Origin of the sequence: Mycobacterium sp. SMC-18, assembly GCF_045310895.1 — a bacterium.
Lineage (GTDB): Bacteria > Actinomycetota > Actinomycetes > Mycobacteriales > Mycobacteriaceae > Mycobacterium.
On sequence record NZ_JBJIAL010000002.1, the window covers coordinates 33,834 to 56,180 of the forward strand.

A 22,347-nucleotide genomic window follows, 5' to 3' on the forward strand; every position below is an offset into this window, starting at 1 on the left:
TGTGAACGCGAGGTCTGTCAGCGCGGCGTGCGCAATGCGAAGTAGCCGATCTTGCTGTACTTGTCGGAGCCGGTGTTGAACAGAATCTTGCCGAGGTAGACACCGGGCACGAGCTGCACCAGTTCGTCCCGGATGCTCCGGATCACCAGGCGCGGGTTCGATTCAACGTTGGCGTAATCGATGACCATGACCTGACGATCGGGGTCGTCCTTACCGGCTTCCACGTAGGTCGCGAAGTCGAAGGCGAGTTTGCCGGATTCGGCATCACGCATCGAATACAGCGGCCACAGCAGCTTGCCAACCAGGCCAGTGCTCTTGGTCAGCCGATTGTCGCCGGTGCCGGCCTCCGAATCGAAGCGCTTGCCCTGCCACGGCATCCACAGGGCCGTAACAGCCCGCGTCACGGTATCGAGCGCAGGGTTCGTCGTCGTCATGACGAGAATGCCCTCCGTCGGGCCGTCCAGATCGACCGGCGGCGTACCCAGCCGGAAAAGATCGTTGAGCTGCGCTTCGGCAGCATCGGAGTCGTTGTCCGCCAGCTTGGACAGCTCGACGATCCAGCTCCACGCCGAATCAACCGCTCCCGGCTGCCCTTCCGCGACCGACTTCCGCAACCACGCCAACCTGTCGTCCGCAGCAGAGTCCGCCGCTGCTTGTTGTTCGCTCATCGGCACCATTTCCGTCGAATTTCGAGTACTCGCGGAGCATGATAGCGACCTGCGCCATTCTTTGGAGGCATTTCAAGACGATCGTCCAAACTTTGCCACCCCGGGGCAGAAGTACCTGATCGGAGGAATAGACTTGGTATTCCCCGCCAGTTCACTGACACCTCATCTGCCACTGGAGCCCTGTGGATACCCCTTCGAGCCGCGTTGCAGGCCGACTGGCGGGCGCGCGTGGGCAAAAGTTCGCTGCGCGCCGTCAGGAGCTGGCCACCCAAGCCACCAGCGGACTTGCTGAACTGGGCTTCGCGCGCGCCAGCATGCGGGAGCTCGCCCAGCATTGCGAGATATCGCTCGGCGTTCTGCACTACTACTTCGACGACAAAGACGACCTCGTCATGTGCTGCGTGCGGCAGTACAAGAACCACTTCATCGACCGCTACAACTCCATCGTCATCGACGGCAGTTCCGGGCCGGAACTCAAGACCCGCATCAGCAGCGCCCTCAGCAACTCACTGCGCGAGTCGGCCGCCATGCACCGGCTCTGGTACGACCTGCGCACGCAAGCGCTCTTCGACGACCGCTTCGCCGCAAGCATCAACGAGATCGACGACAGCCTTGCCGCGCTCACCTGGAAGGCCGTGATCGCCTACGCCGAACTCTGCGAGTCCGTCGTCATCATCACGCCCGCCATCGTCTACGCGACCGCGGACGGCCTGTTTCACCGCGCACTACGTGATCTGATCCACGGAGACGCTGCAGCGCCGCAACGGTTGGCGCACGAAATCGAGTCTGCGCTGGAGGATTTCGTCGGTCCCTGAGTCGGATGCTGACCCCTACCGCCTCCTACCGCGGGCGGACATCAAGATCAGCCTCGAGCCCGATGTCCGCCGCCCAGCTGATTCGTAGCGTCGAACGCATGACACACGCACACGTTCCGGCCCCCGCGGAGATGATGCGGGATTGGTTGCGCCACAGCGCTCAGCAGGTCGCCGAAGCGGTCTCGGCCGCCGGCACCTGGGTCCAGGGCCGCACCCATTGGCCTCAGCATCGTGCCGACTACTACCCACCACGCCGGGAGGCGTCGTTCGAGGAAGCCGCGATGGCACGCGAAATGTACCGACTCTGAAGCCTTTTCGATGTGCCCCGGTTACGCGCGTTGACGGTCCTGCCGGGCGAACTCGGCCGGCGAGCACCTCACCACGCGCGTGAAGGCGGCACTGAAGGCGCTCGCTGAGCCGTACCCGACCCGGGTGGCGACCGCCGACATCGACGGCCGCTCACCGAGCAGTAGCTCCTTGGCCCGTGCGACGCGCCATTCGGTGAGGTACTGCAGCGGCGGCATCCCGACGGTGCGGGAGAAGCGCTCAGCGAAAACCGCGCGGGACATCCCCGCCGTGCGCGCCAGCTTCTCGACCGTCCACTGGCCGGCCAGATCGGCATGCATCGCCCGGAGCGCGTGCGTGAGTGCCGGATCAGCCAGCCCCCCGAGCAACCCCCGCTCCACGGCGGCGTGTTCGGTCTCGAACCGCCACGTCTCGATGAGCAACACCTCGACCAGGCGCTCGAGAATGAGGTCCCGACACCGGTTCTGCTCGTCGGCCTCCTCGGCGATCAACTCGACGATGCGGCCCAGCCGGGACGCGCCGGGTTCGTCGCGCCTGATCAGAATCGCCGCCGGCAACAGCCGTGCCACGAGTTCGGCGTTCGCCCTGTCGAATTGGAAATACCCACCCAGCATGCGCATGCTCGGCGCGCCATCACCGTAGGTGGCATCGCGGTCGAGATCGATCGCCGTGTCCGTCGCGGGCAAGTCGAGGTCGCTGGCCAGGACGAAACTCGGCGTCTCCGGCAACAGCAGAAAGTCACCCGCGCGGAGTTCGATCGCGTCGCCGTCCTCGGGACAGAACCAGCATGCGCCTTCGAGCATCACGCAGAAGGACGGATCGGTATAGCGCGGCTTGCGGACGCTCCATTGACCGCCACCGGCCACGATCTTCGACCGCACCGCCCGGCACCGCAACAGCGCGACGATGAAATCGAGCGGGTCCGTTGCCATTTCGACACGGTACCCGCGACCGGACGAGTACGTGTCTATTCGCTGTGCGCGGCGACGAGGGCCAGCGCGTCCGGGCCCGCCGCGAACCGCAGCCGGCCCGACGTATCGGTCGCGGCCTGGTAGACGACCTCGGCCACGTCGGACGCCGTTGTGAACACGTCGACGTCGCCGAACGCGGCCATGACCGGTCCCGCGAACTCCAGGTACTCGGGAGGCAGCAGGCCGTCCATCCGGTCGGCGCCGTTGGCGGCGAAATTGGTGCCCGGTCCATAGCCCGGCTCGACGAGTTTGGCAGCCACTCCGAAGAATTCGAGCTCCAATGCCAGCGAGCCGGTGAAACCTTCGATCGCCGCCTTGCTCGCGGTGTACACCGCTGCCAGCGGCATCGGCGCCAAGGTCGCACTGGAGGTCACGTTCACGATGACACCGGACCGCCGTTCACGGAATTGCGGGACAACGGCCTGCGTCATGGCTATGACGCCAAAGGTGTTGGTCTCGAATACCTCCCGTGTCGTCGCCATCGGGGTGGCCTCGAACGCGCCCACCACCCCGACGCCGGCATTGTTGACCAGCACGTCGATCGGACCGGCGGCTGCGATGGCGCCGGCGATGCTCTGCGGATCCGTGACGTCGAGCGCCAGCACCCTGATTCGGTCCGAGTCCGGAAGTAGTTCGGGCCGTGGCGTTCTCATGGTCGCGACGACATTCCAGCCTTGCGCATGGAAGTGCCGGGCGATCTCCAGCCCGTAGCCCGACGAACAACCCGTGATCAGCACTGTCTTCATAGCTCAAAACGTAGAGTCACCGAACGCGACGATCAATGCGCTTTCGTCTGAGATCCATGCGTGATCGTCTTGGCGACCTGGCATGCTGCAAACGGCACTGCCGGCGGTCGACCGCCCCCGTTCCCGTGGAATCAGGGCGACGGTAAATCTTCACAGCCCGTGCACGGCCTCCTAATTTCGGGGTGATGGCGTGCGCGCCTGACCGATAGCCGTCGACGTGAGGAGCGTGATGACCACCCGCGAGGCCCCGGTGGCCGCCGCGGCACCGGGTACCGAACCTGCTGCAGTGCAGTCGGTTTCCTGGATCAGCCGCGTCCGCGCTCGGCGCTGGGAAATCCTCCGCTGGCTGTCACCGCTGGCGGTACTCATCCTGTGGCAGGCCGGCAGCGCGTGGGGCCTCATCGATCCCGAGGTCCTGCCGGCACCGCAGACCATCGCGGAGGCCGGCATCGAGCTGATCGGCAACGGTCAACTCGCCGAAGCACTGCGCGTTTCGGGAATCCGCGCGGCTGAAGGACTCCTCCTCGGCGGCGTCATCGGCGCCGCTCTCGGCGCCCTCGTGGGCTTCTCGAAGTGGGCGGACGCCACGGTCGACCCGACGATGCAGATGATCCGGGCGCTGCCCCACCTCGGCCTGATCCCGCTGTTCATCGTCTGGTTCGGCATCGGCGAACTGCCCAAGGTGCTCATGGTCGCGTTGGGCGCCGCGTTCCCGCTCTACCTCAATACCTCGTCGGCAATCCGCCAGGTCGACCCCAAGCTCTTCGAAACGGCTGCCGTACTCGGCTTTTCGCCGCTTGAGCGGCTGCGGACCGTCGTCATCCCCAGCGCCGCACCGCAGGTCCTCGTGGGGCTGCGGCAGTCGCTGGCCATCTCGTGGCTCACGCTGATCGTCGCCGAACAGATCAATGCCGACTCCGGTGTCGGCTACCTCATCAACAACGCGCGCGACTTCCTCCGCATCGACGTGATCATCTTCGGTCTCGTCGTCTACGCGCTGCTCGGCATCATCACCGACGCGCTCGTGCGGATCCTGGAGCGCCGTGCCTTGCGCTATCGACTCTGAAAGGCACCCTGTGACAGCACTTTACGAAGTACCCGTGGAACCGCCCGCGGTATCGGAACCACCCGCAGCGGAGTTGCGCTCGGTATCCAAGTGGTACGGCGCCAATCGGGTGCTCGACGATGTCAGCCTCCGGGTGAAGCGTGGCGAGATCGTCGCGCTCGTCGGGCGCAGCGGTTCGGGCAAATCGACCATACTGCGAGTGCTTTCCGGCCTCGCCGGTGATTTCCAGGGCGAGCGCGAGGTCCAGGGCGCGCCCGCCGTCGCGTTCCAGGAGCCCCGGCTGTTCCCGTGGCGATCCGTGCGCGACAACGTGCGCTACGGCCTGACCCGCGCCAAACTGTCCCGCGCCGAAGCACTTTCCCGCGCCGATCAGGCCCTGGACGAGGTGGGCCTCGCCGACAAGGCGCAGTCCTGGCCACTGACCCTGTCGGGTGGGCAGGCACAGCGCGTGTCGCTGGCCCGCGCGCTGGTGGCGGAGCCTCAACTGCTGCTGCTCGACGAGCCATTCGGCGCGCTCGACGCCCTGACCCGGCTCTCGATGCACCGACTGCTCCTCAACCTCTGGCGCCAGCACAACTTCGGGGTGCTCCTGGTCACGCACGACGTGGACGAGGCCATCGCATTGGCCGACACCATCGTGGTGCTCGAGCACGGGCGGGTCGCGCACACCCTGGCGATCGAGAGCCCGCGCCAGCCGCACGACCAGCGCGACCGGCGCACCGACGACTACCGCACCGAGCTGCTCGCGCAACTCGGTGTCTGACGGGAGAAGACTGTGAAACATTCACGGGCAGTACGACTGGTATCCATCCTCGCCGCCGGCGCATTGCTCAGCGCCTGCGTCTCCAGCCGGGACAGCAAGCACGACGTGGCGGTGCCCCAGACAGTTCCGGCATCGGACCTGGCCGGCCTGACGCTGCAGGTCGGTGATCAGAAGGGCGGTACCGAGTCGCTGCTCCGGGCAGCCGGGGAGCTCGACAACGTGCCCTACAAGGTGCAGTTCTCGACCTTCACCTCCGGGCCGCCTCAGGTCGAGGCGGCCACCGCGGGCAAGATCGACTTCGCGGTCACCGGGAACACGCCGCCGATCTTCGGCGCCGCGGCGGGCGCGAAAATCCGTGTCATCGCGGCCTATTCGAACAGTGCCGCCGGCGATCAGATCCTCACCCCGACGGGCTCAGCGGTTCATACCGTGGCCGACCTCCGCGGGAAGAAGGTCGTCGTCGGCAAGGGCAGCTCGGCACACGGCCATCTGCTTCTCCAGCTGCAGAAGGCCGGCCTGACGGTCAAGGACATCCAGCTGGTGTTCCTGCAACCGGCCGACGCCTTCACCGCCCTGAGCCAGGGACAGGCCGACGCCTGGGCGATCTGGGATCCGTACACGGCCCTGGCCCAGAACCAGCTGAAGGTCCGTACCGTCGCCACCGCCGAGAGCGTCACCAACGGCTATGGATTCGGCATCGCCTCGGTGGCGGCACTGCAGGACGCCAAACGCAACAGCGCGCTGGCCGACTTCGTCCAGCGGGTCGCCCGGGCCTCACGCTGGGCCAAGGACCACCCTGACGAGTGGTACCAAAAGTACGCGGCCGCAATCGGAATCGATCCGCAGGTGGCCCGCGTCGCACAGTCCCGAAGCCTGCGGCTGGCCATACCCATCAACGATGCGGTGATCGCCTCTGAGCAACAGCTCGCCGATGCGTTCACACAATCCGGACAGATCGACCACAAAACCACCTTCTCGCAGTTCGTCGACAACCGGTTCGGCGATCAGTTGTCGCAGTTCTGGACCACCGCAAAATAGGAGGATCGTCTTGGCCGCCAAGTTCTTCTGGTTCCTGCCCACAAACGGTGACAGTCGCTCGATCGTCGGCGCGTCACACGCGTCATCGCACCACACGGTTCCGGCGTCATACCGCAAGCCCAGCCTGCGCTACCTCGGTGAAATCGCCCGCGCTGCCGACCGCCTCGGGTTCGAAGGCGTGCTGACGCCGACCGGAACCTGGTGTGAGGACGCCTGGTTGACCTCTGCTGCCCTGCTCGAGCAGACCGAACGACTCAAATTCCTGGTTGCCTTCCGGCCCGGCCTCGTGCCACCCACCCTGGCCGCGCAACAGGCGGCGACTTTTCAGCGATTCTCCGAAGGACGCCTGCTGCTCAACATCGTCAGCGGCGGCGACGACATCGAACAACGCCGGTTCGGTGACTGGCTCAGCCACGACCAGCGCTACGAACGCACCGGCGAATTCCTCGAGATCGTCCGCGATATCTGGCGCGGCGGCCCCGTGGACTACCGCGGCAGGCACTACTCCGTCACCGACGCGCGCGTGTCCGAGCCGCCGAACCCGTTGCCGCAGTTGTATTTCGGCGGATCGTCGCCGGCCGCTCTGCCCATCGCGGCCGAGCACGTCGACGTCTACCTGACGTGGGGCGAGCCGCCGGCTGCCGCCGCGGCCAAGATCGCACAGGTGCGCGAACTGGCCAAGGCCCGCGGACGCACCCTGCGGTTCGGCATCCGGCTGCACACCATCAGCCGCGACACCTCCGAGGCCGCCTGGGCCGTCGCCAATTCCCTCCTGGCCGAGCTGACGCCCGAACAGATCGCCAAAGCCACTGCGCTGCATGCCAATTCCGAATCCGAAGGACAGCGGCGCATGACGGCGCTGCACGGTGGCCGGCTCGACCACCTCGAGGTCTACCCGAACCTCTGGGCCGGTGTCGGCCTGGTCCGCGGCGGCGCCGGGACCGCGCTCGTCGGCAGCCATGAGGAAGTGGCGTCGCTGATCTCCGAGTACCACGACCTCGGATTCGACGAGTTCATCCTCTCCGGCTACCCGCACCTCGAAGAGGCCTACTGGTTCGCCGAAGGCGTGCTGCCGCTGCTGCGCAAGCGCGGCGCCCTGGCCGCCTAGCCGAGATTCGCGCCGGGATCGTCGAGATCGCTGTGCTGCAACGCCATCGGGGTGATCGCCGGGAGATCACCGCCGGCGACCACCATCCGGGCAATCGGGGTGAGCGCCTGGAACAGGGTCTCGACCTCGGCGTCGCTCAGCACGTCGAGCGTCGGCAGCGCGGCGGCATCGGTGCGGTGCTCGATGTCGGTCTTGAGTTCGCGTCCCGCGTCGGTCAGTGAACCGTCGGCCGTCAACAGACCCCGTGCCGCCAGGCGCGCGGTGACGGCGTCCCACTCGGCGTCGTCGTAGTCCCGCGTGGACACGACCTTCTCCTTGGTCGTGCGGCCCGCCGCGACATGCAGCACGTTGCTCTCGCGGCCGGTGATGCCGGCGGCAACCAGGGCCGCCACGTGGGCGTCGCCGCGCTGTTCGCGCAACAACGTTGCCGCGTGCCACAGCGCGGCCACGGGCTCGTCGGGCCACGGCACGGCGGACAGGGCGGCGAACAACGGCCGGCCGTCGACGGCGGCACCGCGCGCGACGCGGCCGAGCAGATCGGTGGCGGTACGCAGGTTGTCGTCCGCGGTGAGCCCGTAGCGGCGCAAGGCGGCGACCGCCCCCGCTTCCCGGGCCGCCAGAGCCTGCTGGGGTGTCGCGATGTCCCACGCGCCGGCCAGCGACTTCGCGACGCGATGGGCGGCGAAGTTGTAGAAAACCGCCTCCACGACTTGCGGCGGCACCGGCCCCAGTGGCGCTGACCTGGTGACGAAGTAGCCGCTCCAGAAGCTGCGATAGCCGAGGTCGACGGCGGCGGCACGCGCCTCGGGCGCGAAGTACGTGATCGCGTGCACGGGTTCGTAACGCTCGAACAACCGACGGGCCAAAGTGGGTGTGCGGGCCATGCTGCCAGTCAAGCACGGGCCCCGGGGCACCCGCGAACAGCCACGGCAGTCGCCGCGATCGCGTGGTTTTGGGCACATTTGCCTCCGCTCGGCGCAGGTAGACGGCGCATCGACGTGTGTTGCCGCCCCCTCGCCGCGTAGGGTGCTTTGGTCGGCCTCAGCGAACATGTCGATAGAAAAGTTGGGCACAGTCATGACGACAGCAGCAGAAGCGTCGCCGCTCGAAGCGCGGATCGGCCACCACTACCAGATGGACGGCACCTACCTGGTGGGCCGCGAGAAGCTGCGCGAGTACGCCCGCGCGGTGCAGGACTACCACCCCGCGCACTGGGACGTCGCTGCCGCCAATGAGCTCGGCTACGCCGATGTCATCGCGCCGATCACGTTCACCTCGACACCCGGCATGAAGTGCAACCGGCGGATGTTCGAGTCGATCGTCGTCGGTTACGACACCTACCTGCAGACCGAAGAGGTCTTCGAACAGCACCGGCCGATCGTGGCGGGCGATGAGCTGGTCATCGACGTCGAGCTGACGGCGGTCCGCCGGACCGCGGGCCGCGACTTCATCACCGTGACCAACACCTTCACCGACACCAAGGGCGAGCGGGTCCACACCCTGCACACCACCGTCGTCGGCGTGACGGCCGAGGACATCGACGGCGACGTCAAGACGGCCGTGCAGAAGGCCATGATGCACGACATGAACATCCTGGACATCGGCTCCGAGGAGTACCGCAAGACGGTGCGGCCCGAGGGCGAGATCCGGATCGCCAGCGACGCGGCCCGCACGCCGGGGACGCCGTTGTTCGAGGACGTGTCCGTCGGCGACGAACTCCCCGCGAGTCACCTGCGGTTGTCACTCGGCGACCTCGTGAACTACGCCGGCGTGGCCGGCGACGCCAACCCGATTCACTGGGACAAGGAGCTGGCGCAGCTCGCCGGGCTGCCCGACGTCATCGCCCACGGCATGCTGACCATGGGCCTGGGCGCCGGATACGCCTCGTCCTGGTCCGGCGACCCCGGTGCCGTGAGCCGCTACACCGTCCGCCTGTCGGCGCCCGCGGTGGTGCCGGCCACCGAAGGCTGCGATATCGAGTTCAGCGGCAAGATCAAATCCCTGGACCCCGAGACCCGCACGGGTGTCGTGATCGTCGGCGCCAAGTCGGGCGGCAAGAAGATCTTCGGCCTCGCCACCATGGACGTCCGCTTCCGCTGATCCCGCTACTGCGGGAACAGAACCGCAGGATTACCCGACATCGCCGACCACCGGCTGATGCGGTTGACGATCCGCCAGCCTTCGGGCCGGCGGGCCCAGGTGTCGGTGTACTCACCGTTGGTATCGAACGTTTCGGCCGCAAGCGGGCCGACGCCCTGGTGCCGGGCCTGAACGTACGCCCGGGTCACGGCCGTGTCGTCGTCACCGACCTCGACCTGGATCGAACCGATGAGATGTTGTGTGCCACCGCACTTTTCGAGGTACCGGCGGAACGTCGCCACCAGCGCGGGCAGGCCTGACTGCGGCCCTTGGTCGCCATAGTCGAACGTGACGTCATCGGCGAAGACCTGCGACGCCTCCGCCCATCGCTTGCCGTCGACCACGCGCGTGAACGTGCCCAAGCCCGTCCGCAACTCCTCGGCGTCCACCAACTTCTGCACGGCGATGTGCATTGCGGCGTCTGACATCCAGCTCTCCGTCCTGCTCGTCCCCCGCATCCTAGGGCGGCAGCAGGTCTTGTCGGTCCCACCCAGTTGGAGTAACGTCGCCATTGGAATAATGTTGCTATCTCAACTGGTACCGGAGGAGCCCATGAAGTCCGTCCGCCTGCAGGACGTCGCGATGCCCAAAGCCGAACGCCGGAGAATCGACCGCCGGTACGACTTCCTGCTCAAGCTGCACGGCAAGAACGGCAAGAAGGCCCTGGCGATAGCGGAAGCCCCGCGGATCGACAACGGCTACTTCGGGCCCGAGTCGATCAGCTGGAAGGTCTACGAGAACGTCATGGTTGCCGGAATGGGCGCTCTGTCCGGGCTTTTCATCTCGGTGCTGGACCCCGACGGGGCGTACGGCGTCGGCCACCACACGACGTACTACTACGACACGATCGGCCGTATCCGGCGCAGCCTGCACTTCTTCGCCGGCGCCGTCGCGGGCGACACCGCCAGCGCCGAAAAAGTCGGAGTTGACCTGTTCCGCAAGCACTCTCACATCACCGGCGAGGTACCCGCGACCGGCGAGCTGTTCCAGGCCAACCACGTCGAGACCCTCAAATTCACCTACGTCGTGGGCTGGCCACACCTGTGGCGCGCGTACAAGGCCTTCGGCGACCCGAATGCGACCGACGAAGAGGAGCGCCAGTTCTACCGCGAGCAGGTCAAGGTGTGTCAGCTCATGGGAATGCCGGCAGGCGAGCTGCCGGACACCCCCGAGGATGTCGAAGCCTGGGTGCAGCGGGCCGAGCAGGAGCTCATGGCATTCACCCGCCCGGCGCAGGAACTCACCGACTTCATGACCCACCCCCCGGTGACCCCACTGAACCCGAACCTCGTCATCGGAAGTCTCATGCGCGTGGCGATCTGGGCCGCCATCCCGCTCCTGACGCCGTACGTCCGGCAGATCTGCGGCCTCGATGACTACCGGCTGCGGCCACGGCTGGGCGCACTACTGGTCAAGGCGACCGTCAAGGCTCTGGAGAACCCGGTCTTCGACCGCGTCTTCATCCCATACTTCGGCCCCGAAATGTGGGGCCATCTGCACAACGTGATCCGCCATGCCGACAGCACCGGCTTCGTCGAGATGACGCACGACCCCGGCCTGACACTGCAGCACGGCAAGCGCGGCACGATGTGCCCGTTCGCGCCGACGGATTCGGCCGACCGCACGAATGACGCTGTGGGAGCGGTCAGTTGAGCCGGGTCGATGTCATCAGCAATGAGCGTGTGCTGGATGATCGGCACCACCTGCACGAGTTTCAGGACTTCTGGCGCGACGGGCCGGTGGCGCTGGTGTTCCTGCCGCAGTTCGGCAGCGCCTTCGGCCTGGCCCAGGCCAGAGAGTTGACCGCGCACTTCGATGAAGTGGAAGCGCTTGGCGCCCAGGTGATCCTGATCGGCATCGGTACATCGATCCAGGGCTTCACCTTCCGGAAGCGGGCCGGTTCCCGCACTCCCGTCATGGCCACCCAGGACCACACCCTGTACCGCACAATGGGATTGGCCGCCCGGCGGCGATGGTTGAACCCGATCCGGAATGTGAGCGCCTTCATCGATTTCGTCCGGGCCGGGATCTACCCCTATCAGCGCACCGGCGATCCGCGCCGGCTCGGTGGCGTGTTCGTCGTCGAACGAGGCGGACGGCGGGTCGCGTGGGAACACCGCGCGCGGTACGCCGCGGACCTCGCGGCCGGGGCCGACGTCGTCGCAGCGCTCCGCGCCGTTGTGGCACAACGGGTGACCGCGGGGACGGACTGACTCGGCACTACTTGCCGACGACCAGCGCGTCGAACCACAACCGCATGTTGGCGACCATCAGCGCCGCGCCCCGCTCGGCGTCGATCGTGCCCAGCGCCTGGGCCATGGCGATGCCCGCGCCGGTCGCCACCGCCACTTCGATGGCGTCGTCCATGAGCGGGTGGTCAGCCGGAACCCCTTCCGGCACGGCGTCTTCGAGCAGCACCCGCGTCGATTCCTTGAACCGTTCCAGTGCTTCACGCGCCTTGGCGAGCTGCTCGGGGTTATGGAAGGTGCTGGTGACGTATTCAGCGGTCAGCACGACGAGGTTGGGCTCCGCGCCGATGCGGGCCCACCAGCTCGCCAGGGCCGCCAGCCGGTCGTCGGTGGATACGCCGGCTGCCACGAGCGGCCCGAGCAGTTGATTGAGTTCGGCCATGGAGCGGTTGCGGATGACCTCGAGGCACAGCGCTTCTTTGCCCTCGAAGTTGCTGTAGACGGCACCGATGGTGCGTCCCGCCTCTGCCGCGATGGCCGCCAGCGACGTGGCGTGGTACCCGTTGGCATAGAAAAGTTGCTCCGCGGCGTCCAGCAATTCCTGCCGCGTCTGCGCTTGGCTCTCCGCCCGCGTCAGCACCTTCCGAGCCGCCACCACGTCCTCCACATCCTCCGCACGACGAGCCTCGATACTATCGCTATCCAGATAACAGGCCAGCTTAAGGGCCCTTTTCCAGTCCTCGGCGTGCCTTCAGATAGCTATGCCATCCGAATGTGGTAGTTATTTAGGATGGACAAAGCCGCTACCCCGGGTACCGACAACCCGTTGCTCGACGAGCTCGGACAACCGCGGGAAGTACTCGAGAAGCTCACCCCCGAGGAATCAGCCCAGCTGCTCGGTCTGCTCAGGAAGGCGAAGGTGGCACACCAGCGCAGCCTGAACGACTCACTCGACGACGGGCTCAAAGTCCTGCCCCGGCTGATCCGGCCCGCCGCCCGCAAGATCCTGTTCGGACGGTGACGTGATGGCCGACATCCTGACCCGCGCACAATTGTCGCTGCTGGCCGCGCTGCTGCAGACCGATGCCGCCGACCTTGCCCGCCTCGAACGACTCGGTGCCGACGACCTCAAAGCCCTGCGCAGCGCACTGTCCGACGCGCTGTTCGACGAACAGGCCGAGGCCTTCGCACGCGTCGGCAAGCTCGCGCCGCTGATCCCAAATGCCTTGGTGGTCACCGTCGCTCACCGCGCGGTACCTCCGGAAGTCGCGGGGCGCGTCGGGGGCGCAGTGGGACTGGCGCACGGAGACCGCGCCATCGGCGTACTGTCCGGGCTCAAACCGAGCTACCTCGCCGACGCGGCGCCATACGTCGACCCTCGGGTCATCCCGCACTTCGCCCCGCGACTGCCCGCCAAGCTGCTGATCCCGGCGGCGATGGAACTGCTGCGGCGCCGCGACTACCTGACCGCATCGCGGTTCGTCGAATTCGCCACCGACGAACTCATCGTGGCGTTCGAGCGGGCCATCGACGATGACGAGGGCATCATCCTGACCGGCGTGCTGGTGTCGGACACGCACGTCATGAACGACATCATGCGCGCTGCCGGACCAGACCGGTCGTTGCGCATGGCCCGGGCTGCCGCCACCGGCAAGCCGGAGGTGCTGGCAGCGCTGCTGTCGCTGCTGAACCGGATCGACCCCGAGCTCGCGCGCCCCGCGGTCACCGAACTGCTCGGCCATCCGGACGTCGCCGTCGTGGTGCACGTACTCGAGGTCGCCCAGACTGAAGGCGTCGTCGCCGAGGTCATCGAGATCTCGGCTGTCCTGGACGGCGAGGCCCGCACGCGCCTCGCGAGCCTCGAAGCCTGGCAACGGATCGCCCGCGAAACTGAGTCCTGGACACACGAGACACCTGCGTAATCGGGCCGGTACGTTGATGGCGTCGTTGCACCGATTCCGTGGGAGGCAGCGTGGCACGCCGACTGCCTGAGGGACGTCTTGCGCGGGGCGGCAAGCTGGGCGCCCTCGCCGCGAAGCAAGCCGTGCGCGGCGGCCGCACCCGCCTGTCGATGGTCGGCCGGTCGGAACGCGCCAAGGAACTGCTGGCCGAGCGTGCCACCATCCAAATGGCCGAGAATCTCGTGACGGTGCTGGGCTCCATGAAGGGCGCCGCGATGAAGCTCGGCCAGATGCTGTCGGTGATCGAATTGGATCTGGTGCCCGAATCGCACCGCGAACAGTTCCGGGAAAAGCTCGCCGCGCTGCGGGATCAGGCGCCGCAGGCGCCGTTCAGCGCCATGCGCGAGGTCATGGAAACCGACCTCGGTCCCCTGTCGGACGTCTTCGCCGATTTCGACGAATCCCCCACGGCCGCAGCATCAATCGGCCAGGTGTACCGAGCCCGGTTGCGTGACGGTCGCGACGTCGCCGTCAAGGTTCAGTATCCGGGCGTGGATCGGGCCATCCAGGCCGACATGCGCAATCTCGCGCTGTTGATGAAGCTCTGGCGGCTGTGGCCGTCGGCGAACACCGCCATGCTCGACGAGATCACCCGGAACTTCGAGAGCGAGCTCGACTACCTGCGCGAGGCCGAGACGCAGCACTTGGTGGCCGAACAGTACCGGGGACATCCGTTCATCGTCGTCCCCGACAGCGTCGTCGAGTTCTGCACACCGCGGGTGCTGGTCACCGAATACCTCGATGCCGCAGGCTTCGAACACATGCGCACGCTGCCGGCGACCGACCGCAATCGCATCGGAGAACTGGTCTACCGCTTCTATATCGGCTCGCTCTTCACCAACCACGAATTCTGCGGTGATCCCCACCCCGGCAACATCATGCTGGCCACCGACGGTCGCGTCGGCTTCGTCGACTTCGGGCTGTACAACCGGATGGACCCCGCGAACGTGGCATTCGAGCTCGATTGCTTCCACGCCGCGATCGAAGGCCGTGCCGACGACCTGTACCGCCTGATGCTGGGCCGCGGCATCGTGGACACGGAATCCGGTGTGACAGCCCAGGATTGCCTGGAGTACATCTGGGCCGCGAGCGAATGGCACATGATCGACGAGGACCTCACCATCACGCCTGAGCTGGCCACTGGCGCCGTCGTCTCGGCCATCGATCCGCGGCAGACCGAGTTCGCGGGGATGAAGCGGCAGATGCTGCCGCCCGAGCATGTCTTCTCCCGGCGCGCCGACTTCCTCACCTTCGGCACACTGGGACATCTGCAGAGCACCAACAACTGGTACCGCATCGGCCAGGAATGGTTCTTCGGCCGACCCGCGGAGACCGAGATCGGCCGCGAGATCGCGCGCTGGCGAGCGAGCCGTTAACCCACGACGGCCACGCTGTCCGCGGCCAGCACCTCGGCGGCCGCCCGCTCCCCAGAGCGCACCGCACCGTCGATCCAGCCGCACATGATGGCCGAACTTTCCGTTCCGGCCCAATGGATCCGCCCGCACGGGGTCCGCAGCGCGTGGCCGAACTCGGTGAGCACGCCGGGCGGTGCGTGACTGATCATGCCGCCGCCGGAGTAGCGCTCGACCGTCCAGTTCTGCTCGTGGTAGCTCACCGGCGACGCCGCCTTCGCCCCGAACCGGTCGACCAGTTCGTTGACGACGACGGCCTTGCGTTCCGCCGCATCGAGCAGCCCGAGCGCGCGCGCGGCCGGGCCTTCGGTGATGACGCACATGATGCCCGGCGTGCCGGTGTCGGTGCAGGCGTCGATGGTCAGCGTGGCCGGACTGCCCGGTGCGGCCGATTGTCCGCACAGGCCGTCCGCACGCCAAAACGCCGTCTCGTAGACGATCGAGATCTTGTAGACGGCGCCGCTCGGCATGCGCCGATGCAGGAACATCCGGTCGACGGGAAGCCCTGGCTCGTAATCGATTTGGGAGGCGACGGCCAAGGGTACGGCGACGATCGCGTGCCGGGCCCGGACCGTCAGCCGCTCGGCGTGGACGGTGACCCCGTCGTCGTCCTGCGCGATGAGGTCCACCGGGCACGAAAGATGCAGCGCGTCACCGAGTTCGGCGGCCATCTGGCCGTAGATCGCGCCCATGCCGCCGCGCACCCGGGCGTCCTGCGCGCCGCCGGCGTTGGAGATGACGAACACGGGTCCACCACCGGACCCCATCTGATGCAACGCCCACAACAGTGATGTCTCCGATGCGGCCGAGGTGTACACCCCGGCCATGGCCATGTCGAGCATCTCGCGTGCCTGATGCGAGCGGATGTTGCGATGCAGCCACTCCCCCAACGTGATTCGGTCCCACTCGGCGGCCTTCTTGGCCTGCCACGGGGCGTCGAACGGGATGGTCTTGCACATCTGGCCGATCTCGAGGAGGCCGGCGCCGAGATTGGCGATGGCCCACGGGCTCATCGCCCACGGGATGGTGCCGGAGTACCGGTGCTTCTTGCCGTCGACGATCATCATGGCGTCGCCGTCGACGTACTCCTTGTATTCGGCCACACCGTATTCGGCCATCAGGGCCTTGATGCGGTCCTGCCCCGGACCGACCCATGCGCCACCGCGGTCGATCCACGTCCCGTCGGGAAGGACCTCGGTGAAAGTACGGCCCCCGACCCGGTCCCGCGCCTCGAGCAGGGCCACCGAACGGCCCGCCTGTTTCAGCCGCAGGGCGGCGGTCAATCCTGCGAAACCCGCTCCCACAACACAAAAGTCGACATCGGCCGACATGAGGCGCCCCTTCGCTTCCGAAGTTCCGTTCTCGTTCCACACGCCTGCGATCAGGTGCGGTGGCCAGGCCAGCTCATCGACGGCGAGGGTGGGCTGAGCTCAAGGTACGCCGGCCACCGTGGTGCCGAATCCGGATTCGCACAAAATATGCGCGCGCGTAAATGCGGATTTGGTCCGGCGCCGATAGCCTCGGCCTCCCAGCAGAAATGCGGTGGCACGCGTCGGACCCGTCTGGCATAATCGCACATATGTTCGAACACGTAGGGATCGGGGCCGGCGGTGTGCTGGTTCACGATGCCTCCGTGGTCGATGCGGTGGTGCATTTCGCGCGGGTGTCGAATGTCGCTGAGTGCGGGAAGTTCCGGGCGATTGCCGATCTGGTGGCGTTGCGTGTCGATGACGAAGATGGCCGGCAGTGGTGGGCCTGTGATGGCTGGGATGCTGCGGTCGCCGAGGTGGGTGCGGCGCTGGGGATCGGGAAGCGTGAAGCGTCGGGGCAGTTGTCGATTGCGGTCGCGTTGCGCTTCCGGCTACCAAAGGTGGCGGCGGTGTTCGCCGATGGTGGGGTGTCGGCGCGGACGGTCGGGACGATCTGTTGGCGCACCCGTCTGGTGGAGGATCCCAATACGCTGGCGGTGATCGATGTTGCATTGGCGGGGGCGCTGTCGGAGTGGGCGGGGTTGTCGCGCAAGAAGATTGAACGCAAGATCGACGGTTGGGTGCAGAAGTTCGACCCCGCCGCCGTTTTGAAGGTGCGTTCGGCTGCGCGCCGGCGTGGGGTCGGGGTGGGCAAGCCCGATGATGAGACCGGGGTGGCGTCGATCTGGGGTGCGCTGTTGGCCACCGATGCGGAGTTGTTGGATCGGGTGCTGGACGAGATGGCGCGGCAGGTGTGTGAGGACGATCCGCGGACGTTCGGGCAGCGGCGGGCTGACGCGTTGGGGGTGTTGGCGGCTCGTGGGGATCGGTTGGTGTGCCAGTGCGGCAATCCGGATTGCCCGGCGGCTGGGCCTGATGCGCGGGCGGCGGCGGTGATGATTCATGTGCTCACCGATCAGCTGCCGGCGCCGGTGGCGGACCCGCTGCTCAGTGGGGACCCGGCCGCGCCCCCGACCCCGGCGCCAAACCAGCCTGCACCTGAGCCGGTGTTCACACCCGAGCCCGAGCCCGAGCATTTCTTCACAGCTGAACCTGAGCCCGAGCCCGCGCCTGCACCGGCGGCCGATTCGCGGCCCGCCGAAAACCCGACCCCTGCTGGGGACGAACCGGCCGGCGACACCCCGCCCACCCCTGAAGCCCATGCGGCGCACCCGCCGATCCCGACTTCCACCAAACCCCCTGCGCCGGTGCGCACACCCGTCGGTTATGTCCTCGGCGGCGGCGTGGTGCCCCCGGCGGTGCTCGCCGATCTGGTGGCCCGCGGCGCGAAAGTCCGCACGGTCGCCTCAGCCACCGATCTTGACCAAGTGCCGCGCTACCGGCCGTCGGCGGCGATGGATGAATTCGTCCGGGTGCGGGCCATGACGTGCATGTTCCCGGGCTGCGATCAGCCCGCCACCACCTCCGATATCGACCACACCATTCCGTGGCCGATCGGGCCGACACATCCGGGCAACCTCAGCCCGAAATGCCGCAAACACCACCTACTCAAAACCTTCTACGGCGGCCCTGACGGGTGGCAGGACCGTCAACAGCCCGACGGGACGATTGTGTGGACCGCACCCACCGGCCACACCTACATCAGCGTGCCCGAAAGTCGAATCCTGTTTCCCCGCACGGTCACCGACACCCCACTGCCGAACCCACCACCACAGGACACCGATCTGGACACCACCGCGGCTCCCGGCCGGGGCGTCATGATGCCCATCCGGCGCCGCACCCGCACCCAGAACCAGGCCCAGCAGATCGCCTACGAACGCGCCCGCAACCAAGCCGATATCGACGAGCGCGAAGCCGCACAAGAAGCCTTCGCCCGCCGACGCAAAGAACGCCAAGAACGCGAAGCCGCAGAAGCTGCAGAAGCCGCGGCGGCCGCAGAATCAGCAGAGCAACAAGACATCCCACCGCCACTGTGAGTGCAGCGTTAGTACGGGCTATACGTCGCCCGGCATGCCCGGCGGGCTGAGTGAACCGTCGACGTTCGGCACGACCGCGGGGGCCGGGATGCCACCTTCTGCGGCATTGTCGCCCGGGATCCCGTCGTCGGCCGGGGTCGAGAAGCCGCCGGGCCCACAGTTCCATTCCCACGGGAAACATGCCGGGAACGGCTGGATCGCCAGTGCGGCATCGGCCGGCGGGTTCGCGCCCAGTAGCGCGACAGCAACCGCACCCGCTCCCGCCGCCAGCACGCCATAGGTTCTCAACGCCATGGCAACCCCCAGTTCGCATCGTCAGATGCAACCGAAGCTACGCCGGCAAAGCCACACAAGGACCGGGAATCGGCTGATCGCCGCTAGGCGCCCGCGAGTTGGCCGACGACACCCATCGCGAGGTCTCTGGCGCGCATCAGCTCGGCGTCGTCGGCGAACAGTTCCCTTCGGTCGTTGCCGGCAGTGAGAAACGCGTCGATCTTGAACGCGTCGTCTGCCGGTGCCGACGAGCCCGCGACAGCCAGCTCGGTTTCCAGCAGCTTCAGCCAGCCACGCTTGAGCTTCCTGACCCCGTCCGCGACCGGACCGTCGCGACGGCCGTATTCGGCGGTGGTCGCCGCCATGAAACAACCACCGCGGAACACGCCGGCGGTCAGGTAGTCGACCCACGCGTCGATCAGCGCACGCAGCCGCGGCGCGCCGGGGGCCGCCTCGAGCGCCTTCGCGATGATCGTCTCGCGATAGATGTTTCGCGCCTCCGCCACCGCGGCGACCTGGATCGCCTCCCGATTCCCGAACACGGTGAGGATTCCGCTCTTGCTGACCCCGGTCGCCGTGGCCAGCGCGCCGACCGTGATCGAGTCGAGCCCGTGGGTCGTCGCGATCATCGCCGCCTCGTAGGCGACCTTCCGTCTGGTCGCGTCGCCACGGATGCGTCGCCCATCCAACTGATCGTCGGTTGCCACCTCCGCATTTTATACGTGCAACTGGACGTAAATCTCTTTGATCGTTACGCTCCGAAAAGCGTCCGATCGGACGTTCAATTTCGCGACGGGAGTGACGACATGCCTTCGAATCCGCAGCCGATACTCGAGGAGAGCATCGAGATCGCGGCCGCGCCCGAGACGGTGTGGACGCTGGTCGGCGACGTCCGCCGGATGGCCGAGTGGAGCCCACAGGTCGAATCGACCCGGTTGCGCGGCGGCGCCGAGCAGGTCGCGGACGGTGTCGAGTTCACCAACCTGAACAACAACGGCACCTTCCAATGGAAGACGCACGGCACCATCATCCGGTTGGACAACGGCCGCGAAATCGCGTTCCGGATCAAGGAGAACTGGGCCATCTGGTCCCTGCGCCTGGAGCCCACATCGGGCGGGACCAAGCTCACCCAGCGGCGTGAGAGCCCCGACGGCAGCCCCGACGGGACGGTCCACGTCATTGACAATTACATGGGCGGGCAGGACGTCTTCACCGCATCCATGCGCGAGGGGATGCGCCAGACCCTGCAGGCGATCAAAGCCGCGGCAGAGTAGGCGCCGCGGCCACGGCAGTTTCCCCTGCAGCGCAATCTGTTTGGTTATGGCTGTGTCGGTCAGGGCAGATTCATGCGCCAGTACAGCCCGGCCAGAAAGTCGGCCAGTTCAGCCGGCGTGGCCTCGAGATGTCCATCCGCCCAAGAGATCAGCAGTTCCGCAGCGGCGCCCGACATGGCGAATGCCTTCATCCGGGTATCGGCGGCACTGCTTTCGAACGATGAGGCTTCTGGCGTGGACCATTTCAAGAAACTGCCGGCGGTGCGGGCGAGTACTTCATTGCGGTGAACACCCGCACGACCGCCCGAGCCCAGACTTTCAACGAACAGAATGCGGATCATCCGTGGATCGTCGGACAACACGTCGACGGTTGCGCGCAGGGCGATCGACACGCGGGCAAAGCTGTCGACCGGCGCATCGACCATGGCGGCGTTCACCCGCGCATCGATCGCATCGGCAGCCGCATCGAACACCACACCGAACAATGCACTCAGATCGGTGAAGCTCTCGTAGAAATAGCGCTCTGTCAGACCGGCCTCGGCCACCACGTCTTTGACGCGGACCGAACCTGAACCGGGAGAGCCAAACAAGCTCGTCCCGGCCTCGATCAGCTTCCGGCGCCGCTGGGCGATGCGCTCCTCGCCGGTGACGCCCCCGTATACGCGCTGCGTTCCGGAAACCGACACCCTTGGCCCCTTCGGTTCAGTTGATTCATGAGATGTCGCAAACGTACGTCTATCACCCGCGTGGGGCGACGTCGTGCGCGTGGTGGACGATGTCGTGCAGGTGGTAGAGCGAAATGGTCGCGATGGTGAATTCGCTTCCATTGCTGCGTAATCCGCGACGTTTCCAAGATTCCGCCGGCACATTCGCATAGGTGTCCGCGACGATGTTCGCGGCGTCGAAAAGCTCGGTGGCGACCACGGCGGGGTCCTGCGAACCGTAGTCGTCGGCGATGGCCGTCTCGTCCTGGTCCCAGTTGGGGAACCGCGGATCCTCCTCGGTCAGCATCAGTCGGACGCGGTGGTCGAAGATTCGGTGCACGTCACGGATGTGGCATCCGTATTCGAGCGTCGACCAGACGTCGGGCCGCGGTCGCGACTTCACTCCGGAGCCGGCCAGGCGGTGCACCCAGTCTGCGGCATCGTCGCGGATCCGGCCGGCGACATCCGAGGGTTGGACGGACGACGCATCGAAGCCGCATTCAGGGCAGGCGCGTGTCAGCACCCACGTCCAGTCCTTGGCGTCGGGCTCGATGGGCTCTGAAGTCGTCACGCGACCAGTGTCGCACCCGGTCCGGTGCGGTGATTCGGATCGGTCCTCGACCAGCACGGGATAGCCTCTACGCACTCATCGAGCGAAGGGAATGGTCCGACGACGACGTCAACAGCTGTTGAGCCGTTCATCGACGGGTTCGTGTACGGCGAAGGACCGCGATGGCGCAACGACCGCCTGTGGTTCAGCGACGGACCGGCCGGCCGGGTGTACTCGGTGGGCGAAACGGGTGACCTCTCCGTCGAGGCCGAGGTGCCGCGCGCCTCCGGCCTCGGCTGGCTTCCCGACGGAACGCTCGTGGTGTCCACGCTCTTCGAGGCCACGATCCACCACGTCGACGCCCACGGAAACACCACTTCGACGTTCGATGTCAGCGATTTGGCCTGGTCGACCAACGACCTCGTCGTCGCCCCCGACGGCCGCGCTTACGTCGACCTGTACAAACAGACCCGCGATGCACTCGTCGGCGAGATCGGCCTGGTGGACCAGGCAGGTGGCGTCCGCATTGTCGCAACCGGCCTCGCCGTGCCCAACGGCCTCGGCTTTCTGCCCGACGGGACCCTCGTCGTCAGCGAGACGAACGGGTCACGCCTGCTTGCCTTTACAACTGCACCCGACGGCAGTCTCGGCTTCCCCACGGTGTTCGCCGACCTCGGCGCCGGCAGCCACCCCGACGGCCTGTGCGTCGACAGCGAGGGCGGCGTGTGGGTCGGCTGTTACGACACCGGCGAGTTCCTGCGCGTCATCGCCGGCGGCGCCGTGACGCATCGGATCCCGATCGGCCACGGCTGGGCCGTCGCACCCGCCCTCGGTGGCGCCGATGGGCACACGCTGTACCTGGTTGTCGACGACACCACGCATGACGGTCTGATGCGCGGCGAGTCGGCCGGGCGGGTGTTGCAGACCCGCGTCGACGTACCCGCCGCACCGACGTAGT

At 66.8% G+C, this 22,347-nt stretch carries 26 protein-coding genes; 15 read left to right on the plus strand and 11 right to left on the minus strand.

What is annotated here, in order from left to right:
* Nucleotides 1-17: 17 nt before the first annotated feature.
* On the minus strand, nucleotides 18-668 hold the full coding sequence (locus tag ACJH6J_RS01715; RefSeq protein ID WP_234789641.1) for a hypothetical protein: 651 nt from the start codon (nucleotides 666-668) through the stop codon (nucleotides 18-20).
* Nucleotides 669-850: 182 nt separating this feature from the next.
* On the opposite strand from ACJH6J_RS01715, the gene ACJH6J_RS01720 reads away from it, so the two are divergent.
* Both ACJH6J_RS01720 and ACJH6J_RS01725 read left to right on the plus strand, forming a co-directional pair.
* Nucleotides 851-1,483: a TetR/AcrR family transcriptional regulator gene (locus ACJH6J_RS01720; protein ID WP_406801709.1), complete on the plus strand. Its 633-nt coding sequence runs from the start codon at nucleotides 851-853 to the stop codon at nucleotides 1,481-1,483.
* 98 nt (nucleotides 1,484-1,581) lie between these two features.
* Complete coding sequence (locus ACJH6J_RS01725; RefSeq protein WP_142239372.1) at nucleotides 1,582-1,791, plus strand: hypothetical protein; 210 nt, start codon at nucleotides 1,582-1,584, stop codon at nucleotides 1,789-1,791.
* 21 nt (nucleotides 1,792-1,812) lie between these two features.
* Here the strand turns inward: ACJH6J_RS01725 and ACJH6J_RS01730 are convergent, their stop codons facing one another.
* Together ACJH6J_RS01730 and ACJH6J_RS01735 are read right to left on the minus strand one after the other, a co-directional pair.
* Nucleotides 1,813-2,721 carry a cupin domain-containing protein gene (locus tag ACJH6J_RS01730; protein WP_406801710.1) on the minus strand — a complete coding sequence of 303 codons (909 nt, stop codon included), beginning with the start codon at nucleotides 2,719-2,721 and terminating at the stop codon, nucleotides 1,813-1,815.
* A gap of 35 nt (nucleotides 2,722-2,756) precedes the next feature.
* Nucleotides 2,757-3,506 (minus strand): SDR family oxidoreductase, encoded by a 750-nt coding sequence (locus ACJH6J_RS01735; RefSeq protein WP_346415325.1) that lies wholly within the window; start codon nucleotides 3,504-3,506, stop codon nucleotides 2,757-2,759.
* A 229-nt stretch (nucleotides 3,507-3,735) separates the two neighbouring features.
* Between ACJH6J_RS01735 and ACJH6J_RS01740 the strand changes: the two genes are divergently transcribed.
* The 4 genes from ACJH6J_RS01740 to ACJH6J_RS01755 are packed head-to-tail and all read left to right on the plus strand — an operon-like array spanning nucleotide 3,736 to nucleotide 7,481.
* Entirely contained in the window at nucleotides 3,736-4,572 is an 837-nt protein-coding gene (locus ACJH6J_RS01740; protein WP_346415326.1) for an ABC transporter permease, read from the plus strand.
* Between the two features lie 10 nt (nucleotides 4,573-4,582).
* Nucleotides 4,583-5,335: an ABC transporter ATP-binding protein gene (locus ACJH6J_RS01745; RefSeq protein ID WP_406801711.1), complete on the plus strand. Its 753-nt coding sequence runs from the start codon at nucleotides 4,583-4,585 to the stop codon at nucleotides 5,333-5,335.
* 12 nt (nucleotides 5,336-5,347) lie between these two features.
* Nucleotides 5,348-6,373, plus strand: coding sequence for an ABC transporter substrate-binding protein (locus ACJH6J_RS01750; protein ID WP_346415328.1), 1,026 nt, complete (start codon nucleotides 5,348-5,350; stop codon nucleotides 6,371-6,373).
* A 10-nt stretch (nucleotides 6,374-6,383) separates the two neighbouring features.
* Nucleotides 6,384-7,481, plus strand: a complete 1,098-nt coding sequence (locus ACJH6J_RS01755; RefSeq protein ID WP_318984088.1) for an LLM class flavin-dependent oxidoreductase — start codon at nucleotides 6,384-6,386, stop codon at nucleotides 7,479-7,481.
* Here ACJH6J_RS01755 and ACJH6J_RS01760 read toward each other — a convergent pair.
* Nucleotides 7,478-8,365, minus strand: a complete 888-nt coding sequence (locus ACJH6J_RS01760) for an SCO6745 family protein (RefSeq protein ID WP_346415329.1) — start codon at nucleotides 8,363-8,365, stop codon at nucleotides 7,478-7,480. The genes ACJH6J_RS01755 and ACJH6J_RS01760 overlap by 4 nt on opposite strands.
* A gap of 193 nt (nucleotides 8,366-8,558) precedes the next feature.
* On the opposite strand from ACJH6J_RS01760, the gene ACJH6J_RS01765 reads away from it, so the two are divergent.
* The gene (locus tag ACJH6J_RS01765; protein WP_346415330.1) at nucleotides 8,559-9,581 is read left to right on the plus strand and encodes a fused (3R)-hydroxyacyl-ACP dehydratase subunits HadA/HadB; all 1,023 of its coding nucleotides are present in this window, start codon (nucleotides 8,559-8,561) and stop codon (nucleotides 9,579-9,581) included.
* 5 nt (nucleotides 9,582-9,586) lie between these two features.
* Here ACJH6J_RS01765 and ACJH6J_RS01770 read toward each other — a convergent pair whose 3' ends face one another.
* Nucleotides 9,587-10,048: a nuclear transport factor 2 family protein gene (locus ACJH6J_RS01770; RefSeq protein WP_346415331.1), complete on the minus strand. Its 462-nt coding sequence runs from the start codon at nucleotides 10,046-10,048 to the stop codon at nucleotides 9,587-9,589.
* Between the two features lie 124 nt (nucleotides 10,049-10,172).
* Between ACJH6J_RS01770 and ACJH6J_RS01775 the strand changes: the two genes are divergently transcribed.
* Nucleotides 10,173-11,273, plus strand: a complete 1,101-nt coding sequence (locus ACJH6J_RS01775; RefSeq protein WP_346415332.1) for an oxygenase MpaB family protein — start codon at nucleotides 10,173-10,175, stop codon at nucleotides 11,271-11,273.
* Complete coding sequence (locus ACJH6J_RS01780) at nucleotides 11,270-11,833, plus strand: peroxiredoxin-like family protein (RefSeq protein WP_346415333.1); 564 nt, start codon at nucleotides 11,270-11,272, stop codon at nucleotides 11,831-11,833. The genes ACJH6J_RS01775 and ACJH6J_RS01780 overlap by 4 nt, the downstream gene beginning before the upstream one ends.
* A 7-nt stretch (nucleotides 11,834-11,840) precedes the next feature.
* Here the strand turns inward: ACJH6J_RS01780 and ACJH6J_RS01785 are convergent, their stop codons facing one another.
* Nucleotides 11,841-12,464 (minus strand): TetR family transcriptional regulator, encoded by a 624-nt coding sequence (locus tag ACJH6J_RS01785; RefSeq protein ID WP_029104817.1) that lies wholly within the window; start codon nucleotides 12,462-12,464, stop codon nucleotides 11,841-11,843.
* Between the two features lie 135 nt (nucleotides 12,465-12,599).
* Here ACJH6J_RS01785 and ACJH6J_RS01790 point away from each other — a divergent pair, with 135 nt between their 5' ends.
* From ACJH6J_RS01790 to ACJH6J_RS01800, 3 genes are read left to right on the plus strand one after another with little or no spacing between them, the layout of a single operon-like run.
* On the plus strand, nucleotides 12,600-12,830 hold the full coding sequence (locus tag ACJH6J_RS01790) for a hypothetical protein (protein WP_346415334.1): 231 nt from the start codon (nucleotides 12,600-12,602) through the stop codon (nucleotides 12,828-12,830).
* A gap of 4 nt (nucleotides 12,831-12,834) precedes the next feature.
* Nucleotides 12,835-13,731, plus strand: a complete 897-nt coding sequence (locus tag ACJH6J_RS01795; protein WP_346415335.1) for a hypothetical protein — start codon at nucleotides 12,835-12,837, stop codon at nucleotides 13,729-13,731.
* A 50-nt stretch (nucleotides 13,732-13,781) separates the two neighbouring features.
* Entirely contained in the window at nucleotides 13,782-15,146 is a 1,365-nt protein-coding gene (locus ACJH6J_RS01800; RefSeq protein ID WP_346415336.1) for an AarF/ABC1/UbiB kinase family protein, read from the plus strand.
* On the opposite strand, the gene ACJH6J_RS01805 is transcribed toward ACJH6J_RS01800, so the two are convergent.
* Complete coding sequence (locus ACJH6J_RS01805) at nucleotides 15,143-16,513, minus strand: NAD(P)/FAD-dependent oxidoreductase (protein ID WP_346415337.1); 1,371 nt, start codon at nucleotides 16,511-16,513, stop codon at nucleotides 15,143-15,145. The two genes, ACJH6J_RS01800 and ACJH6J_RS01805, sit on opposite strands and share 4 nt — an antisense overlap.
* Before the next feature lie 248 nt (nucleotides 16,514-16,761).
* Between ACJH6J_RS01805 and ACJH6J_RS01810 the strand changes: the two genes are divergently transcribed.
* On the plus strand, nucleotides 16,762-18,588 hold the full coding sequence (locus tag ACJH6J_RS01810; RefSeq protein WP_406803424.1) for a DUF222 domain-containing protein: 1,827 nt from the start codon (nucleotides 16,762-16,764) through the stop codon (nucleotides 18,586-18,588).
* Between the two features lie 18 nt (nucleotides 18,589-18,606).
* Here the strand turns inward: ACJH6J_RS01810 and ACJH6J_RS01815 are convergent, their stop codons facing one another.
* Together ACJH6J_RS01815 and ACJH6J_RS01820 are read right to left on the minus strand one after the other, a co-directional pair.
* A complete protein-coding gene (locus ACJH6J_RS01815; RefSeq protein WP_212807709.1) occupies nucleotides 18,607-18,882 on the minus strand; it encodes a hypothetical protein in 276 nt (91 codons plus the stop codon).
* An 83-nt stretch (nucleotides 18,883-18,965) separates the two neighbouring features.
* Nucleotides 18,966-19,568, minus strand: a complete 603-nt coding sequence (locus ACJH6J_RS01820) for a TetR/AcrR family transcriptional regulator (RefSeq protein ID WP_212807710.1) — start codon at nucleotides 19,566-19,568, stop codon at nucleotides 18,966-18,968.
* A 99-nt stretch (nucleotides 19,569-19,667) separates the two neighbouring features.
* Here ACJH6J_RS01820 and ACJH6J_RS01825 point away from each other — a divergent pair, with 99 nt between their 5' ends.
* Nucleotides 19,668-20,135 (plus strand): SRPBCC family protein, encoded by a 468-nt coding sequence (locus ACJH6J_RS01825; protein ID WP_212807711.1) that lies wholly within the window; start codon nucleotides 19,668-19,670, stop codon nucleotides 20,133-20,135.
* Between the two features lie 59 nt (nucleotides 20,136-20,194).
* On the opposite strand, the gene ACJH6J_RS01830 is transcribed toward ACJH6J_RS01825, so the two are convergent.
* Together ACJH6J_RS01830 and ACJH6J_RS01835 are read right to left on the minus strand one after the other, a co-directional pair.
* On the minus strand, nucleotides 20,195-20,821 hold the full coding sequence (locus ACJH6J_RS01830) for a TetR/AcrR family transcriptional regulator (protein ID WP_212807712.1): 627 nt from the start codon (nucleotides 20,819-20,821) through the stop codon (nucleotides 20,195-20,197).
* A gap of 52 nt (nucleotides 20,822-20,873) precedes the next feature.
* Complete coding sequence (locus ACJH6J_RS01835; RefSeq protein WP_212807713.1) at nucleotides 20,874-21,410, minus strand: DinB family protein; 537 nt, start codon at nucleotides 21,408-21,410, stop codon at nucleotides 20,874-20,876.
* 141 nt (nucleotides 21,411-21,551) lie between these two features.
* Between ACJH6J_RS01835 and ACJH6J_RS01840 the strand changes: the two genes are divergently transcribed.
* The gene (locus ACJH6J_RS01840) at nucleotides 21,552-22,346 is read left to right on the plus strand and encodes an SMP-30/gluconolactonase/LRE family protein (RefSeq protein ID WP_244872725.1); all 795 of its coding nucleotides are present in this window, start codon (nucleotides 21,552-21,554) and stop codon (nucleotides 22,344-22,346) included.
* Nucleotide 22,347: the final 1 nt, after the last annotated feature.

Excerpts from the sequence above, each read along its gene's own strand:
- ACJH6J_RS01815 (WP_212807709.1), bottom strand. The coding sequence starts at position 18,882 with ATGGCGTTGAGAACCTATGGCGTGCTGGCGGCGGGAGCGGGTGCGGTT.
- ACJH6J_RS01725 (WP_142239372.1), top strand. The coding sequence starts at position 1,582 with ATGACACACGCACACGTTCCGGCCCCCGCGGAGATGATGCGGGATTGG.
- ACJH6J_RS01790 (WP_346415334.1), top strand. The coding sequence starts at position 12,600 with ATGGACAAAGCCGCTACCCCGGGTACCGACAACCCGTTGCTCGACGAG.
- ACJH6J_RS01810 (WP_406803424.1), top strand. The coding sequence starts at position 16,762 with ATGTTCGAACACGTAGGGATCGGGGCCGGCGGTGTGCTGGTTCACGAT.
- ACJH6J_RS01735 (WP_346415325.1), bottom strand. The coding sequence starts at position 3,506 with ATGAAGACAGTGCTGATCACGGGTTGTTCGTCGGGCTACGGGCTGGAG.
- ACJH6J_RS01775 (WP_346415332.1), top strand. The coding sequence starts at position 10,173 with ATGAAGTCCGTCCGCCTGCAGGACGTCGCGATGCCCAAAGCCGAACGC.
- ACJH6J_RS01825 (WP_212807711.1), top strand. The coding sequence starts at position 19,668 with ATGCCTTCGAATCCGCAGCCGATACTCGAGGAGAGCATCGAGATCGCG.
- ACJH6J_RS01805 (WP_346415337.1), bottom strand. The coding sequence starts at position 16,513 with ATGTCGGCCGATGTCGACTTTTGTGTTGTGGGAGCGGGTTTCGCAGGA.
- ACJH6J_RS01740 (WP_346415326.1), top strand. The coding sequence starts at position 3,736 with ATGACCACCCGCGAGGCCCCGGTGGCCGCCGCGGCACCGGGTACCGAA.
- ACJH6J_RS01730 (WP_406801710.1), bottom strand. The coding sequence starts at position 2,721 with ATGGCAACGGACCCGCTCGATTTCATCGTCGCGCTGTTGCGGTGCCGG.
- ACJH6J_RS01795 (WP_346415335.1), top strand. The coding sequence starts at position 12,835 with ATGGCCGACATCCTGACCCGCGCACAATTGTCGCTGCTGGCCGCGCTG.
- ACJH6J_RS01760 (WP_346415329.1), bottom strand. The coding sequence starts at position 8,365 with ATGGCCCGCACACCCACTTTGGCCCGTCGGTTGTTCGAGCGTTACGAA.
- ACJH6J_RS01770 (WP_346415331.1), bottom strand. The coding sequence starts at position 10,048 with ATGTCAGACGCCGCAATGCACATCGCCGTGCAGAAGTTGGTGGACGCC.
- ACJH6J_RS01715 (WP_234789641.1), bottom strand. The coding sequence starts at position 668 with ATGAGCGAACAACAAGCAGCGGCGGACTCTGCTGCGGACGACAGGTTG.
- ACJH6J_RS01765 (WP_346415330.1), top strand. The coding sequence starts at position 8,559 with ATGACGACAGCAGCAGAAGCGTCGCCGCTCGAAGCGCGGATCGGCCAC.